The 14367-nt window shown below is 67.0% G+C and carries 15 protein-coding genes; 4 read left to right on the top strand and 11 right to left on the bottom strand.

The window, feature by feature from the left end:
• Positions 1–45 precede the first annotated feature (45 nt).
• The 3 genes from AC51GT_RS02630 (at position 46) to AC51GT_RS02620 (ending at position 2421) form a co-directional block, all read left to right on the top strand.
• Positions 46–540: a GNAT family N-acetyltransferase gene (locus AC51GT_RS02630; RefSeq protein WP_496323822.1), complete on the top strand. Its 495-nt coding sequence runs from the start codon at positions 46–48 to the stop codon at positions 538–540.
• A gap of 317 nt (positions 541–857) precedes the next feature.
• Positions 858–1463 (top strand): class I SAM-dependent DNA methyltransferase, encoded by a 606-nt coding sequence (locus AC51GT_RS02625; RefSeq protein ID WP_496323821.1) that lies wholly within the window; start codon positions 858–860, stop codon positions 1461–1463.
• A 34-nt stretch (positions 1464–1497) separates the two neighbouring features.
• Positions 1498–2421, top strand: a complete 924-nt coding sequence (locus tag AC51GT_RS02620; protein WP_496327759.1) for an alpha/beta hydrolase — start codon at positions 1498–1500, stop codon at positions 2419–2421.
• 49 nt (positions 2422–2470) lie between these two features.
• On the opposite strand, the gene AC51GT_RS02615 is transcribed toward AC51GT_RS02620, so the two are convergent.
• Positions 2471–2836: an Rv2175c family DNA-binding protein gene (locus tag AC51GT_RS02615; protein ID WP_496327758.1), complete on the bottom strand. Its 366-nt coding sequence runs from the start codon at positions 2834–2836 to the stop codon at positions 2471–2473.
• A gap of 161 nt (positions 2837–2997) precedes the next feature.
• Between AC51GT_RS02615 and pknB the strand changes: the two genes are divergently transcribed.
• Positions 2998–5211 (top strand): Stk1 family PASTA domain-containing Ser/Thr kinase, encoded by a 2214-nt coding sequence (pknB, locus tag AC51GT_RS02610; protein ID WP_496327757.1) that lies wholly within the window; start codon positions 2998–3000, stop codon positions 5209–5211.
• A 34-nt stretch (positions 5212–5245) separates the two neighbouring features.
• Here the strand turns inward: pknB and AC51GT_RS02605 are convergent, their stop codons facing one another.
• The 10 genes from AC51GT_RS02605 to AC51GT_RS02560 form a co-directional block, all read right to left on the bottom strand.
• Entirely contained in the window at positions 5246–6646 is a 1401-nt protein-coding gene (locus AC51GT_RS02605) for a class II 3-deoxy-7-phosphoheptulonate synthase (protein WP_496323817.1), read from the bottom strand.
• Between the two features lie 43 nt (positions 6647–6689).
• Positions 6690–7184: a polyadenylate-specific 3'-exoribonuclease AS gene (locus AC51GT_RS02600; RefSeq protein WP_496323816.1), complete on the bottom strand. Its 495-nt coding sequence runs from the start codon at positions 7182–7184 to the stop codon at positions 6690–6692.
• 8 nt (positions 7185–7192) lie between these two features.
• The gene (locus AC51GT_RS02595; RefSeq protein WP_496323815.1) at positions 7193–7900 is read right to left on the bottom strand and encodes a lysophospholipid acyltransferase family protein; all 708 of its coding nucleotides are present in this window, start codon (positions 7898–7900) and stop codon (positions 7193–7195) included.
• Between the two features lie 186 nt (positions 7901–8086).
• Positions 8087–9106 (bottom strand): ROK family protein, encoded by a 1020-nt coding sequence (locus AC51GT_RS02590; protein WP_496323814.1) that lies wholly within the window; start codon positions 9104–9106, stop codon positions 8087–8089.
• Complete coding sequence (locus tag AC51GT_RS02585; RefSeq protein WP_496327756.1) at positions 9103–9534, bottom strand: hypothetical protein; 432 nt, start codon at positions 9532–9534, stop codon at positions 9103–9105. The genes AC51GT_RS02590 and AC51GT_RS02585 overlap by 4 nt, the downstream gene beginning before the upstream one ends.
• A 70-nt stretch (positions 9535–9604) precedes the next feature.
• The gene (locus AC51GT_RS02580) at positions 9605–10822 is read right to left on the bottom strand and encodes an ArsA family ATPase (RefSeq protein ID WP_496328001.1); all 1218 of its coding nucleotides are present in this window, start codon (positions 10820–10822) and stop codon (positions 9605–9607) included.
• A 26-nt stretch (positions 10823–10848) separates the two neighbouring features.
• Positions 10849–11286: an SRPBCC family protein gene (locus tag AC51GT_RS02575; protein WP_496327755.1), complete on the bottom strand. Its 438-nt coding sequence runs from the start codon at positions 11284–11286 to the stop codon at positions 10849–10851.
• Positions 11283–11756: a hypothetical protein gene (locus AC51GT_RS02570; RefSeq protein WP_496327754.1), complete on the bottom strand. Its 474-nt coding sequence runs from the start codon at positions 11754–11756 to the stop codon at positions 11283–11285. The genes AC51GT_RS02575 and AC51GT_RS02570 overlap by 4 nt, the downstream gene beginning before the upstream one ends.
• Positions 11757–11832: 76 nt before the next feature.
• Positions 11833–12957: a glycosyltransferase family 4 protein gene (locus AC51GT_RS02565; RefSeq protein WP_496327753.1), complete on the bottom strand. Its 1125-nt coding sequence runs from the start codon at positions 12955–12957 to the stop codon at positions 11833–11835.
• 4 nt (positions 12958–12961) lie between these two features.
• Complete coding sequence (locus AC51GT_RS02560) at positions 12962–14365, bottom strand: hypothetical protein (protein WP_496327752.1); 1404 nt, start codon at positions 14363–14365, stop codon at positions 12962–12964.
• Between the last annotated feature and the right edge of the window lie 2 nt (positions 14366–14367).

The following is a 14367-nucleotide window of genomic DNA, read 5'->3' as shown; positions in this document are numbered from 1 at the left end:
CTCGACATCATTCACGAACAGATCGACGGCCGGACCGGGCGATAGATGGTGAGAATCGAACCGGCGGACCTCGACGATCCGGCCGTGCAGGCTTTCCTTCGGGCACATCTCGATGACATCGCCCCCACCGCACCTGAGCAGAGCCAGCACGCGCTGACGATCGCTTCCATGAGGACGTCACCGGGTTTCCGGCTCTGGGTCGCGTACCTCGACGAAGAATTGGTCGGAACGGTTGGGCTGGGCCCTGTTTCGGTGGGACATGAGGAGCTCAAGAGCATGCGAACCTCGCCGGGCCGCCGGGGTTCCGGCATCGGCAGGGCGCTGCTCGATCACGCGCTCGCCGACGCGACCGCCCGCGGAATCAGCCGGGTCTCACTCGAAACCGGCAGCATGGAGTTCTTCGCACCCGCACGGGCGCTGTACCTGCGAGCCGGATTCAGCGAGTGCGGCTCCTTCGGCACCTATCCGACCAACGACCCGAACAGTACCTTCATGACAATGTCACTCGGCCGCAAGGACTTCGGCAGCGGTGCGCGGTGAGATGAACATCCACGGCGGCCACTGCGGGCGTGGCGCCGCACCCGGAAACCGATCGCCCGCCGAGTCCGCACTTCGAGCCGACCGGCGATTCCTTCCGGTAGCATGGGGCCACGGCCACACGTCCGAAAGTTCCCGCACAGCAGTGCATCACGTACCTCAGGTGCGAGTAGTGCCGAAAACCCCTCACGTATACATCGCCCGACAATGCCCGCTCCGAGGCGGTCATGCAACGCCTCTCGGATCGACACGGCAAGCAAGCCCACCCAAATGGCGCGAAGGGCAACAATCAAGTGACCACAGCAAACACGAAGGTGTACATGAAGTCAGAGGGCCACGTGACGTTGACCAGTTACCAAGCAGCGACCAAGCTGTATGTGGAACAGACACCGCCGCTCGGCGAGCATCTGACCGCGTTTCTCGACCAAGTCGCCATTGCCGTGGGCTCTGGCGGCTTCTTGTTGGAACTCGGCAGCGGGCCGGGCCGGGCCGCCATGTATCTCGAGGACAAGTACCTCCGGGTGCGGCGCACTGACGCCGCGGCGATCTTCATCGACATGATGCGCGCCGACGGGCACCACGCCGACGTTCTCGACATTCGTACGGACGCGTTCGGAGGCCCCTACGACGCAATCCTGGCCACCTCCGTCCTGCTGCACCTGAGTCCCGACGAGTTCGAAGACGTCCTGCGGCGGGCGAACGCGGCGGTTGCACCGGACGGAGTGCTCGCCTTCACGATCAAGAAGGGCACCGGATCGGATCGGAGCACGGCAAAATCCGGCCTGCCCCAACAACTCACCTGTTGGCGCGAATCGGAATTGCGTGACGTTCTGGCGCGGACCGGATGGACACCGGCACTGCTCGATCACGTCGATGCCGACGAGCCCTGGATGTACGTGATCGCCCGATCCCAATCCTTGTTCTGATGACAGCTCCCGGCAGCACGGGAAGGGTTCGGCCTTGCGCTTCGATCTGGAGAGTTTGACCGACACCGCGTTGGCAATGCACGTCGAGGAGGCCCGGGCGTTCAATGCCGCGAAAGGTCCGATGAGTGGACCGCAAAGCGTCGCTGAACTCCGCGAAACCAGGGCAAGGCGCGGCGAGCACCCCCCGGCGACCGACTCGGCCGCTGTCACCGTCGTGGCCGAAACGGACGGGCGGCAGGTGCCGGTCCGGGTCTTCGTCCCTCATGGCACCGCGGCGAATGGCATCTACCTCGATATCCACGGGGGCGGGTTCTACATGGATTCGGCTGATCGCTCAGATGGCCGCAACCGTCAGCTCGCCGATTCGATCGGTGCCGTCGTCGTGAGTGTGGACTACCGACTGGCTCCCGAATGTCCGTGGCCGGCGGCCCCGGACGACTGCGAAACCGCAGCGCTGTGGTTGCTCGACCGGGCCAAGGATCGATTCGGGACGACGAGACTGGTCATCGGGGGCGCGTCCGCCGGCGCGACACTCACCGCCACAACAGTGCTACGCCTGCGGGACCGCGGCATCAGCGATGAATTATGCGGCGCCGTACTCCAATTCGGAACCTACGATCTGAGCGCAACCACACCGGCCGGCCGGCTCATCGCGGACGAGTACTTCCTCGAGGCATATGTCGGCCATGTCGCGGATCGGACCATCCCGGACATCTCCCCGATTTTCGCCGACCTGACCGGGCTTCCGCCGACCCTGCTGGTCGTCGGCGACCAAGACATCCTGCTCGAGGACAACCTGGCGATGGGAGCCCGACTTTCGGCCGCGGGCAACGACGTCGACCTCCGGATCTACCCACAATCGCCACACGGCTTCACCGCACACCCGACCGCGATGGCTGCCGCCGCACGCGGCGGCATCGAGGCATGGGTCAGCGCACTCTTCGCGGCTCCGGGGTGACGCGCCCGCACACCCGCAGCTTTCGGCGGCAGGCACGAACGTGACTACGTCAGAAGGCTGCAGCCTGCGCGCGGCGGATCATCTCGCGGGCCGAGTGCCCGTGCAGTGCCTCGGCCGGCGTGATCCCCAGATCTTCTTGGACGGTGAACAGCCACCGCATGATCTCGTCACGGCTGAAGCCGCCGTCGAGCAGGACCTCGATCAGTCCGGGCAGATGCTTGACGATGTCGGAGCCATCGAAGAACAACTCCGGGACCGCGACCTGTCCGTCGCGGCGAACCGCGAGCAGCTCATGAGCGGTGATCATGTTGAGGACTTTGCTGTTGGAAAAGCCCATTCGGGAGGAAACCTGGGAGACGGACAGGACGTCGACGTCATCAGGAAGAGTGTCAGGAGAAAGCGGTACGGAACCCACGGTCACGAGGGTACCGAGCAAGAGGTCGAACCGTCGAATCACAGACCCGGCCGCTCGGCTCGACCGCGCCGTGACCGATTCTCGATCCCACATCGCTAATGTGGACTCGGTTCGACCTCTCCACCGACTTTCCCACCACCATCACGAAAGGCTTCGACACGGTGAACGCTCCCTCCGACGTGCTTTTGGGTGCGCTCCTGGAGCGCAGATACCGAATCGATGCGCTCATCGCCCGCGGTGGCATGTCCAGCGTCTATCTCGGCATGGACCTGCGACTGGACCGGCCGGTTGCCGTCAAGGTGATGGACCCGCGGTTCTCGGCCGACCCGCAGTTCCTCGCCCGACTCGAGTTCGAGGCCCGGTCGGTCGCCCGGTTGAAAGACCCCGGCCTGGTCCCGGTGTACGACCAGGGCGCCGACGGTGACTACGCCTTTCTCGTGATGGAACTCGTCGAAGGCGGCACACTCCGCGAACTGCTGCGCGAGCGTGGGCCGATGCCACCGCACGCCGTCAACGCCGTGACGGCACCCGTACTCGGCGCGCTGGGCGTGGCCCACCGGGCCGGACTCGTCCACCGCGACGTCAAGCCGGAGAACGTCTTGATCTCCGACGAGGGCGAGGTCAAGGTCGTCGACTTCGGCCTGGTCCGGGCGATCGCCGCGGCGGGCATCACATCCAACAGCGTGATCCTCGGCACGGCGGCCTACCTGTCCCCGGAACAGGTCGAGACGGCCTCCGCCGATGCCCGATCGGATGTCTACTCGACCGGCATCCTCGTCTTCGAAATGCTCACGGGCAAAACCCCGTTCAGCGGCGATACCGCGCTCGGCCTGGCCTACCAGCGACTCAACAACGACGTTCCGCCGCCGAGTTCACTCATCGCCGGCGTCCCGGCCGAGTTCGACGAGTTCGTTCTCACCGCGACCGCTCGTGACCCGCAGGACCGGTACCGCGACGGCATCCACATGCGTGAGGTCCTCGACGGGATCGCGGCCGACCTGGAACTGCCGCCGTTCACCGTGCCTGCGCCGACCCGATCCGCCGAACGCGACACGATGGTCGCCTTCCGCGACCGCAAGATGGCCCCACCCGCCGATCCCGACCGGACCGACCCGATCCGGTCGGCGGCCGCGGCACCGCCGGCCGGCCGCAATCCGACCCGCGTGCAGACGTTGCCGCCCGACACCCGAGCGCCCGCTGCGGCGCAGTCCCCGCCCGATCCGGGTCAGCCGGTGCAGAACCATCCGACCTCGGCGGTGCTTGCCCCACACGCCGCCGACTACGCCGAACGTCGCCGCAAATCCCGTCGCACCACGTTGATCTGGATGCTCATCGTCGTGCTGATCGCCGCACTGCTCGGTGTCGGCGGCTGGTGGCTCGGTTCGGGACGATTCACCACGGTGCCGGACACCAACGGCATGGACCGGGTCGCCGCGACCGAGGCCATCGAGGACGCCGGCCTCGACGTGGTGGACGACCCGATATTCCACAACGAGGTCCCGGTGGACGAGGTGATGTCGGTCGAGCCCGCACCCGGAACCCGGGTCAGCCGGTTCTCCGATGTGACACTTGCCTATTCGGTCGGACAGCCGAAGGTTCCGGAGCTCGGTTCCGGCACCTCGCTCCCCGAGGCCGAGAAGATGCTTCGCGAACACACGCTGGTGCCCGAGGTGACCCGGCAGCAGTACAGCGCGAGCGCCCCGAAGGGTTCTCTGGTGTCGCTGAGCCCCAACTCGGGAACAACCGTCCCGGTGGGCAGTACGGTGCAGATCACGACAAGCCGTGGCCCCGAACCCGTTTCGATTCCGGACGTATCCGGGCGGGATCAGGCCGAGGCGACCCGGCTCATCAAGGGGGCCAAGCTCAAACCCGGCTCGGTCACCACCCGTTTCAGTCCGGACGTCGACGGCGGCGACGTGATCGGCACCGAACCGGCGGCCGGAACGATGGCAGAACCCGGTAGCACGGTGACACTCGTGGTCTCCGACGCGATCAAGGTGCCCGACGTGTCCGGGCAGACCCCGGCCGATGCCCGCCGGACCCTGCAGGACGCCGGTCTGATCGCCGAGGACGGCGGAACCTCCACCGACGGAACAGCGAAGGCGGGCACCATCACCACGGCCAGCCCTTCGTTCGGTGCGCGCGTGGACCCCCGCAACCCGGTCGTGAAGATCTTCATTTCCGACGCGGTGTCGGTACCCGACGTCACCGGGGACACCGTCGGAACGGCAAAGAAGAAACTGTCCGAAGCCGGACTCGACGTGAACAGCCGGGGGCTGACCGGTTCGAACATATCGATTGTGGTGAATCAGAGCCCGGGTGCCGGCAACCGGGTCAAGACGGGCTCCACCGTCGACATCACATCGATCCCCTGACCGACGTCGAATCCCGGAGCCCGTCCCCGCCCGCTCAGCCGCGCAGCATCTCCGCGACCAGGAAGGCCAGCTCCAGCGACTGCTGGGTGTTGAGCCTTGGGTCGCAGGCTGTTTCGTAACGTCCGGACAGGTCCAGATCGGAGATGTCCTGGGCGCCACCGAGGCATTCGGTGACGTCTTCACCGGTCAGTTCGATGTGGATGCCACCCGGGTGCGTGCCCAGCGCGTGGTGGACCTCGAAGAATCCCTGGACCTCGTCGACGATCCGGTCGAAGTGCCGGGTCTTGTATCCGGTGCTCGCCTCATGGGTGTTGCCGTGCATCGGATCGCACTGCCAGATGACCTTGTGGCCGGTGGCCTCGACGGCGGCGACGATTCCCGGCAGCACCTCACGGACCTTGGAGTTGCCCATCCGCGCAACCAGGGTCAGACGGCCCGGCACGTTGTGCGGGTCGAGACGCTCGACGTATTCGACCGCCTGCTCGGGGGTGGTGCCCGGACCGATCTTCAGTCCGATCGGATTCGACAGCAACTCGGCAAAGGCGATGTGCGCGCCGTCGAGCTGACGGGTGCGCTCCCCGATCCAGAGGAAGTGTGCCGAGAGGTCGTAGAGCAGTTTGCCGCCCTCGGGATCCGCCGGATCGTCGGCCAGACGCAGCAGAGCGCGCTCGTAGTCGAGCACCAGAGCCTCGTGTGAGGCGTAGATGTTCGCCGATTCGAGATTCGAATCGCGCACGCCGCAGGCATCCATGAACTTGAGGCCACGGTCGATCTCGGAGGCCAGTGCCTCATAGCGGGCACCGGCAGGCGAGGTCCGGACGAACTCCTGGTTCCAGTCGTGCACCCGATGCAGATCGGCATGTCCGGCACCGGACAGTGCCCGGACCAGGTTCATCGCGGCGCTGGCATTGGCGTACGCACGGACCAGTCGGGAGGCGTCGTGTTCACGCACCGCCTCATCGGGCGGGAAGCCGTTGATCATGTCGCCGCGGTACGACAGCAGGCCCAGGGCATCGGTGTCGGACGAACGGGGTTTGGCGTATTGGCCGGCGATCCGCGCGACCTTGACCACCGGCAGACTGGCACCGTACGTCAGCACCACGGCCATCTGGAGCAGCGTGCGGATGTTGCCCTTGATGTGCGGTTCGGTGTTGTCGGCGAACGTCTCGGCGCAGTCACCGCCCTGCAGCAGGAACGCACGTCCCAGCGCCACCTCGGCCAGCTGGGCCTTGAGCTCTTCGACCTCGTTCGGCAGGCAGATGGGGGGCACGCTCTCCAGGACGGTCCGCATCGCGCGGGCCTTGTCCTCGGGCCAGCTCGGCTGCTGCAACGCCGGTCTGCTGATCGCATCGGCAAAGCGCTCGGCCAGGTCGCCGGGCAACGGCGGTAGCTCGGGAAGTTCGTTCAGCGGAACATCTACGGTCCAATTCACCACCCCAACAGCCTAATGCCCTGCGCTCAGGACACAGACGGCGAGGTCACGCGCGCGGTGTACCCAGCGATGCCTCGATGGCCAGCCACTTGTTGAGGTTGTGCCGCGCGTCCGCGAGCGCGTCGTGCGCATCCTTGGGCGCAGCGGGTATCTCCGGCCGGCCGTTGAGCTCCCAGTGCTGCCGCAACTCGCGGGTGTAGCGCGGCATCTCCCGCGGCAACGCGGTCATCGGACCCCAGAGCTGACAGAGAGCCACGTGGTCATAGGCACCGACCCAGGCCCACAGCTCGATCGTGCCCGCGCCCTCGGTCAGGAAGTCGAAGATGTCGCTGCGGATCCGCGACCGTCCACGCCAGGCCTTCGACGCCGGTGACGGCAGTTTGGGAAGCACATTTGCCCGAACCCACGGGCCCGCCTTGTCTGGGTTGAATTCGGTTGACACCGCGTAGAACTCACGGCCGTCTTCGGCCACCATGCCGATCGACACGAGGTCGATGGTGTGCCCGTCCTCGATGAACTCGCAGTCGTAGAAGTAACGCACCGCCGGGCTCAGGCGGCCGGCAAGGTGGACGCGGGCGGACCGGCCGGCTTGTCCTTGAGGGACGCGGCGTACACATCGACGTACTGCTGACCGCCCAGACGCATGAGTTCGTACATGATCTCGTCGGTGACGGCACGTTCGATGAAGCGGTTGCCCTCCATGCCCTCGTAACGACTGAAATCGAGCGGCTTGCCGATCTTCACGGTGATCCTCGCCGGACGCGGGACCGTCGTCCCGGGCGGATTGAGGTCGCTGGTACCGATCATCGCCACCGGGATCACCGGCACGCCACAGGCCATCGCGACCCGCGCCAGGCCCGTCTTGCCCTTGTAGAGGCGACCGTCGGGCGACCGGGTCCCCTCCGGGTACATCGCCATCAGGTCACCGGCGTCGAGCTTGCGCTTGGCCGCCGACAGTGCGCCCGCCGCGGCATCGGCCCCGGTGCGATCGATGGGAATCTGGCTCGACGCGCTGAAGAACCAGCGCTGGAACGCGCCCTTGGCGCCCGTGCCGGTGAAGTATTCGCTCTTGGCCAGGAAGTACATCCGGCGCGGAACCATCAGCGGAAGGTAGAAACTGTCGACGACGGCCAGATGATTGCTGGCCAGGATCGCCGGCCCCTTGGTCGGAATATTTTCCAGGCCTTCGACTTTCGGCCGCCCGATGACCCGGAGGAACGGTCCCATCAGGATGTATTTGAAGACCCAGTACCACATGTCTTCCCACTCTCTGACGAGCCACGAACGCCCCGCCGCTGTTTGCCGAAAACCCAATACGACTGGAGACTTTACCCACCCGGCCGGGGCAGCGTCACCGCCCCGATGCGGGACGCGTCAAGACCCCGATGCGGGACGCGTCAAGACCCCGATGCGGGACGCGTCAAGACCCCGACGTGGGACGCGTCAAGACCCCGACGTGGGACGCGTCATGGCGGCCGTCTCGGTGCGCGCCACCTGGGCGGCGCCGATCATTCCGGCGGCCTCCCCCAGCTGCGTGCCACGGATCCGTGCCATCCGGCGATGTCCGGCACCGGTGAGCAATGCCGAATAGTGCTCGCGTGCCTCGTCGAGATACAACCCGGCCGAGGACCCCACACCGCCGGCGATCACCACCAGGTCCGGATCGAATACATCGCAGACCATGGCCAGGCCCAGCCCCAGCCAGCGCGCGAAATCGGCGAACGCCGCCAGTGCCAGCGCGTCGCCGTCGTGCGCTGCGGCCGCGATCCGGCGCCCGGTCAATGAGCCCGGGTCTTCCATGATCTCGCGGGCGAGTTGACTGTTCCAGTCACCGGCGTCGGCGATCATCTCGACCACGGTGTCGACCAGGGCCGTACCGCTGCAATACCTCTCCCAGCACCCGTACTTGCCACACGAACACGGCCGGCCATCGGGCATCACCCGCAGATGCCCCAACTCGGGTGCCACGCCGAAGCTGCCCCGATAGATCTCACCGTCGATCAGGAACCCTGCGCCGATGCCGGTACCGATCGTGACCACCACGGTGTTGCGTCCCCGCCCCGCACCGAAGTGATACTCGGCCACCGCCGCCGAGTTGGCGTCGTGTTCCAGAAAGACCGGCAACCCGACCCGTTTGCTCATGTCCTCGGCCACCCTGGCCTCCCGCCACGGCAGGTGGGGCGAGAACCGAATGGTCTGGCGATCGGCGGTCAGGAATCCCGCCACCGCCAGGCCCACCGCGGTCACGCTCCAGCGGCTCGTCAGTTCCGCGACCGCTCGATCCAGTGCCGACTGCAGCGCCACTTCGGTGCCCGGGGTCGGTGCGCGGACCGTGTCGTGAACCCGACCGAGCTCATCGACGACCGCGGCCCTGATACTCGTGCCGCCGATGTCGATCCCGATTGCCAACTCACCGCCGCCGGCGCCCCCGTGGCGGATCGGACCGGACGCCCCGCCGCTCACCCGCCGCCCGTCGGTGGATCGTCCGGCGCGTCGAAGTGCACCGTGATCGGTTCGTAGGAATGCTCGCGCCACCCGCCTTCAGCGGTGGGCGTGGCCGCCGCGGAACCGGGCGTCGACCCCATCACCTGTTCGAGCGCCTGCTGAATGGCCTCCAGGATCGCGATCAACTGACCGAGCATCTCCCAGATCAGCTCACCGGCCTCCTCGATGATGACCTCCAGCGTGGTCCGGATCTGCGCCGAAAAGTCGCTCGGCGCGCCCTGACCGTCACCGGCCGCACCACGCGCACGGGGACCGGAGTCGCCGCCGGGCAGACCTGCGGCAAGGACGTCGACTTTCTCGAGGAGCCCGACAAGCAGTACCCGCCACTCGTCCGGGTCGCCCCCGGATCGAGACCCGCCTGACGAGCCGTCGTGCTGTTCGTCCACTCGGCCCTCTCTCGGTTGGAACCGACGCATCGGTCACGACAGTTGTGCGGTGCCCGCCATTCTTACGTATCTACGACTGGCTCGGCCACAGATCAGGATCGGGCCGGAACCGCACCGTCATGAACCCATCATCCCAATGGGCATCGAGAACCACGCACCGGCGCAGCACCGAGGGCAATCGGACGCGTTGCCGAACGCCACTGACGGTGACCATCAGGTCGTCCCCGCTCCGGCCCAACCGGAGTCCGGAGGGGTCGGGCAGAGACTGCCGCCACCGCATCCGATACACCGAATCCAGACCGGTCCCCGACTCGCGCGCCACATCGGCGGCACGGGGGCCGACCGGATTCATCGGCCGGTACTCCAGCTGCGCCCCAAGCTCACGCATCCTGACCACCGAATCGATGGGTTCGGAAAGCCAAGGCAGACACATCAATTCGGCCTCGCCACCGATCTCCCGCAACTGTTCCACGCAGGAACGCTGTTCGGCGGATTTACGAGCGAACCAATCCGATGACGTTTGTGCGTCGCCGGTGTCCGGCATCAGGCGGTTGACCAGAACAGAGGTCAGTGGCAGACCCATCACCTGTAAGACGGCCTGGTAGCGTCGCGCGGCGAGCACCCCGTGGGTGTCGGCCCCGACCACCAGATGGGCGCTGACACCGGCGGAATCGAACAACAGGTCATCGATGTCGGAACAATCCCGGATCAGGGCATCGAGTATCGCGACCACACGCGCGATCCGGGTGCTGTCGGTGGCCGCACCCAGCCGACGATGGCGGGGCCAGAGTCGCTCGATGGTGTCGGCCACCATCTGCGGGACCCGGAACAGTTCGAACGGGTCGGTCGCACCCGAGGTGTCGACAACCACACGTGACCACTGCCCGGAGGCAGCCTCGTCGCGGATACGCCGCAACGCGAGAAGGGATTCGACCCCCGGCATGCCGAGGATCTCTTCGGGGTCCAGGCCCGCCAGAACCTCACCCGACCCGGGGACCGCGGCGCCCGTGAGCGCGCCGGTGGTCAGGGCATCCCGGATCTTGCCCCACGTATCGGCCAGCATCGCGAGGGTGTCGAGCTCCAGGAGGTCGACGTGCCGAGAGGCCGGGATCACTTGTCCCGGAACCGAAAACACCCCGAAGATGCCGGCGACGACATGAAACCGGTCCAGCGACACCACCAGGGTCTTGCCGCGCCGGCCCGCCTCGGACCGGCCACCGGCTGATCCCCGCTCACCGACCGCACCGGCGGCGGCGACGGTGGAGGTTCCGGTACCACCCGGTCCCAGGACGAGGTGGATGGGCGCTAGATCGATCAGCCTTCGACCCTCTTCTTGAGTTCCTTGAGCGCGGCGTCGGTGATGGCCTTCTCGGCACGACGCTTGAGTGCCCCGATCATCGGGATCGCCAGGTCCACCGTCAACTCGTACGTCACCTTCGTCGACCCCGGTGCCTGCTGAACGAGCGAGTACCGCCCGTGCTGGGCTGTCTGCAGCTCGCTGGTGATCAAATCCCAGGTCACCGTGTTCCCATTGGCGGACCAGTCGTAACTCAGCTCGTACCTGTCCTTGAGGACCCCGGCGTCGAGAACGAACCGTACGTGCTCGGCGCGACCATCGGCTCCCGCCTTCACGACCTCGACCTCACGGGCCGCCGACACCCACTGCGGGTACTTCTCGAAGTCCGCGATCACCGCCATGATGACGCCGGCGTCGGCATTGATGACAATCGATTGCTCGGTGCGGTCGGTCATCTGCCGGCCTTTCCGTTGGGGCCGGCTCCGCCTTCGGCTGCGCGTCCAGACCCGATGGGGCCGGCTCCGACCGTCGCAGCCGCGGTCGGGCCACCGACATGACGCTCCCGCTCGAGCCGGTCCTTGACCTCGAAAGCCATCGCCCGCCCGGCAACGCGTCGCCGGTGATTCAACTCGGCCACCGCGTCCATGCGGGCCCGCGGCGCTGCGGGAAGTTCACCGACCGGTTCGGCATGCAGGAAGTAGTGCATCACAAAGCCATCGAGCACCGGTTCGAGCCAGAGCTCGCTGGTACCGGCCAACGGGCCCGCAACACTGAACCGCACACCCTGCTGTGCCCGATCCTCGACAACCGTCAATCGCAGGTCCGGCCACCAGCGACGCCAGTTCGCGCGGTCGGCTATCACCGCTGTTGCTGCTTCGGGTGGCGCCGCGATGAATGTCTGATCGGCAACCTGAATACTGGTCACCGCATTAGCTTCACATATCGGCTTACAGACCCGACGACAAACCCTGCCTTGACCCGTGTGCGCGGTGATCGTGCGGTCACAGCAGATGCCGCAGACGACCGGCCATGTGTTCCCACCGCCAGCGGGAACACACCCATTCACGACCCGCACGGCCCATCGAGTCGCGCAGCTCCGGGTTGCCCAGAACAGTTGTCAGCGCCTCGGCGATCTGGGACACCGACCGCCCGTCGACCACGAGCCCGGTCTCGCCCTGCAGCACCGTCTCGGGTGCACCACCCGAATCACCTGCGATCACCGGCACTCCGGTCGCCGACGCCTCCAGGTACACGATGCCCAATCCTTCGACGTCCAATCCGCGACCACGCGTGCGCGCCGGCATCGCGAACACATCGGCGATGTTGTGATAGCTCGCCAACTCGTCCGCCGGGACCGACCCGGTGAACAGGACGTGGTCGGTCATCCCCGTGTCGGCCGCGAGCTCGCGCAGGCGTTTCGCGTCGGGTCCACCACCGACGATCACCAGGGTTGCCCCCGCGATCGACTCCCGGACCTGTGGCAGCGCCCGGATCAGCATGTCCTGCCCCTTGCGCGGCACGAGCCGCGACAGACACAGGATGGTCGGCGCATCGCCCAGCCCCAGCCGCTCCCGAAAGACCTGGCGGGCAACGGGATCGGGGGCGAACCGGTCGACGTCGACGCCGGGCGGTAGGTGTTCGAGCGCTGCGTGCGCTCCGAACGCGGCGGCGAAGCGGCCGCGGGTGTACTTGCTCACATAGGTGATCACGTCGGTGTTGCGGCCGATCATGCCGAGTGTCTGGCGGGCCACCGGCAGCATCGACCAGCCCACCTCATGGCCGTGGGTGCTGGCGACCACCCGGTCGGCACCGGCCCGCCGGACCGCGCCTGCCAGTGTCGCCAACGGCGCGGCCGCACCGAACCACACCGTGTCCACCTGATGCGCACGCACCAACTCGGCCGCCCGATGAGCGACCAAGGGCGTCGGCAACATCAATGTCGTCCCGTGCCGCACCACCTCATACGGCTGCTGGGCATCGAAACGGACGTGGCTGTCCCCGCGCCAGCGCGGCGCGTAGACGATGATGTCGTCGGCCGGAAGCCGATCGACCAGATTCTGCAGGTACGACTGGATCCCCCCTTGCCGGGGTGGAAAGTCGTTGGTGACCAACAGGGTCCGGTGCATCAGCTCACCGTATCTGCGCCCAGAGCCAATCGCGCCATTGCCGCACCAGTTCTTCGCGGGAGATCCCCAGCACCACTGTGGATGCGGTGTCCTGAGCGGCCACCACCAGCGCGGGGTCGACGGGTTGATCCGCACCGGCCAGGGCGACGTAGAAGTTCCGGAGCTCGTCCGGTCCGAACGTCTCGGCGACGAAGGCGGCCACCGACCACGCCGACTGATACGACACGGCCGCGTCGGGATTGCTCGGCGAGAAGTCGGCATCGCTCGGCAGGTCTGCCGGTGGCCCCGAGGTCGTCATCTCCTGCGCCAGGGCCGGTGCCGCCTGCGAGAGCTCCGTATAGGTGCCGCTACGGCCGACGTACTCCGCGACCCCCTCGGTGACCCACGTGGCGGCATTCTCCGCGGTGACCGCCCGGGCCGCCACATGGAACACCTCGTGGCGCAGGACCACGCCCAGCTCACCGGAATCGAGTTGTGCCGCTTGGGGAGTGAACACCACTCGCTGACCGATGGCGGTCGGCGCCGCCCCGTCCGGTCTCTCGATCTCGGTGAAGACGGTCACCGCGGCGGCGGCCTCCGCGTCTGATCCACCGGCTCCGGTGATCGAACGAAACTCGTCGTCGGTGTCCGCGGCGATCACGCCGACGCTCTGTGGCCATTTCGTGCCCCAGAACCGACTCACCGAGGTCACCGCGGCCGGAAGCTCACCGGCAATCTCGTCGGCGAATCGGCGGTCACCGCCATTGGTGAGCACCAGCGACTCACCAGGACTCGTCACGACCTTCTGTGCACCCGGAGTCGGGAACTGCCAGACCTGGCCGGGAGTCGGTGCCTCGCCGAACAGTGGCGCTGCTTCGGTGACGATGCGCCATCCGTCCGGGTACTGGGCCATGACCATCGGGATGTCGACCACCACGACTTTCGGGTCGATACCCGCGTACGCATAGCGCAGCTGTACCGGTGCCACCCAGGAATCGACGCTGCCGGCAGCGTCGAGGGTGTCCTGGATCTGACTCGGCACCCGGCGTTCGAAGTCGCGGCTGTCCGCGAGCCGGTACTCGAAGGTCGTCAACGGCAGATCCGGGACGCCGCCAGCACTGAGCTCGGTCCGACTGCGCAGAGCGGCATCAGCGGACGGGTCCAGTTGCGCCAGCGCCTTGTCGGGGTCATCGGCCCGCAACGCGTCGGTATAGGCCTGCAGGGTGAGGGTGACGCCGAGTGTCCGCGCCTGTTCATACGGATTCGCAGGCCGCGCGGCGGGCGCGGCGGACTCCGATGCCGAATCCTGGGACGGGTCACGGGCTATGACGATGGCCGCGATGGCGACCACGGCGACGAGCACCACCGCGAGTACTGCCCAGACTGCGCGCCGGGTCCGGGGGGCGAGGGCGTCGAGCCCCTTGCGCACCG

The organism is Williamsia sp. z34, assembly GCF_059553395.1.
This window is presented reverse-complemented; position numbering and strand designations above follow the sequence as displayed.

Bases quoted from the DNA above. Each gene is read 5' to 3' on its own strand.
- AC51GT_RS02630 (WP_496323822.1), top strand. From the start codon at position 46: ATGGTGAGAATCGAACCGGCGGACCTCGACGATCCGGCCGTGCAGGCT.
- AC51GT_RS02625 (WP_496323821.1), top strand. From the start codon at position 858: ATGAAGTCAGAGGGCCACGTGACGTTGACCAGTTACCAAGCAGCGACC.
- AC51GT_RS02595 (WP_496323815.1), bottom strand. From the start codon at position 7,900: ATGTGGTACTGGGTCTTCAAATACATCCTGATGGGACCGTTCCTCCGG.
- AC51GT_RS02575 (WP_496327755.1), bottom strand. From the start codon at position 11,286: ATGACCGACCGCACCGAGCAATCGATTGTCATCAATGCCGACGCCGGC.
- AC51GT_RS02565 (WP_496327753.1), bottom strand. From the start codon at position 12,957: ATGCACCGGACCCTGTTGGTCACCAACGACTTTCCACCCCGGCAAGGG.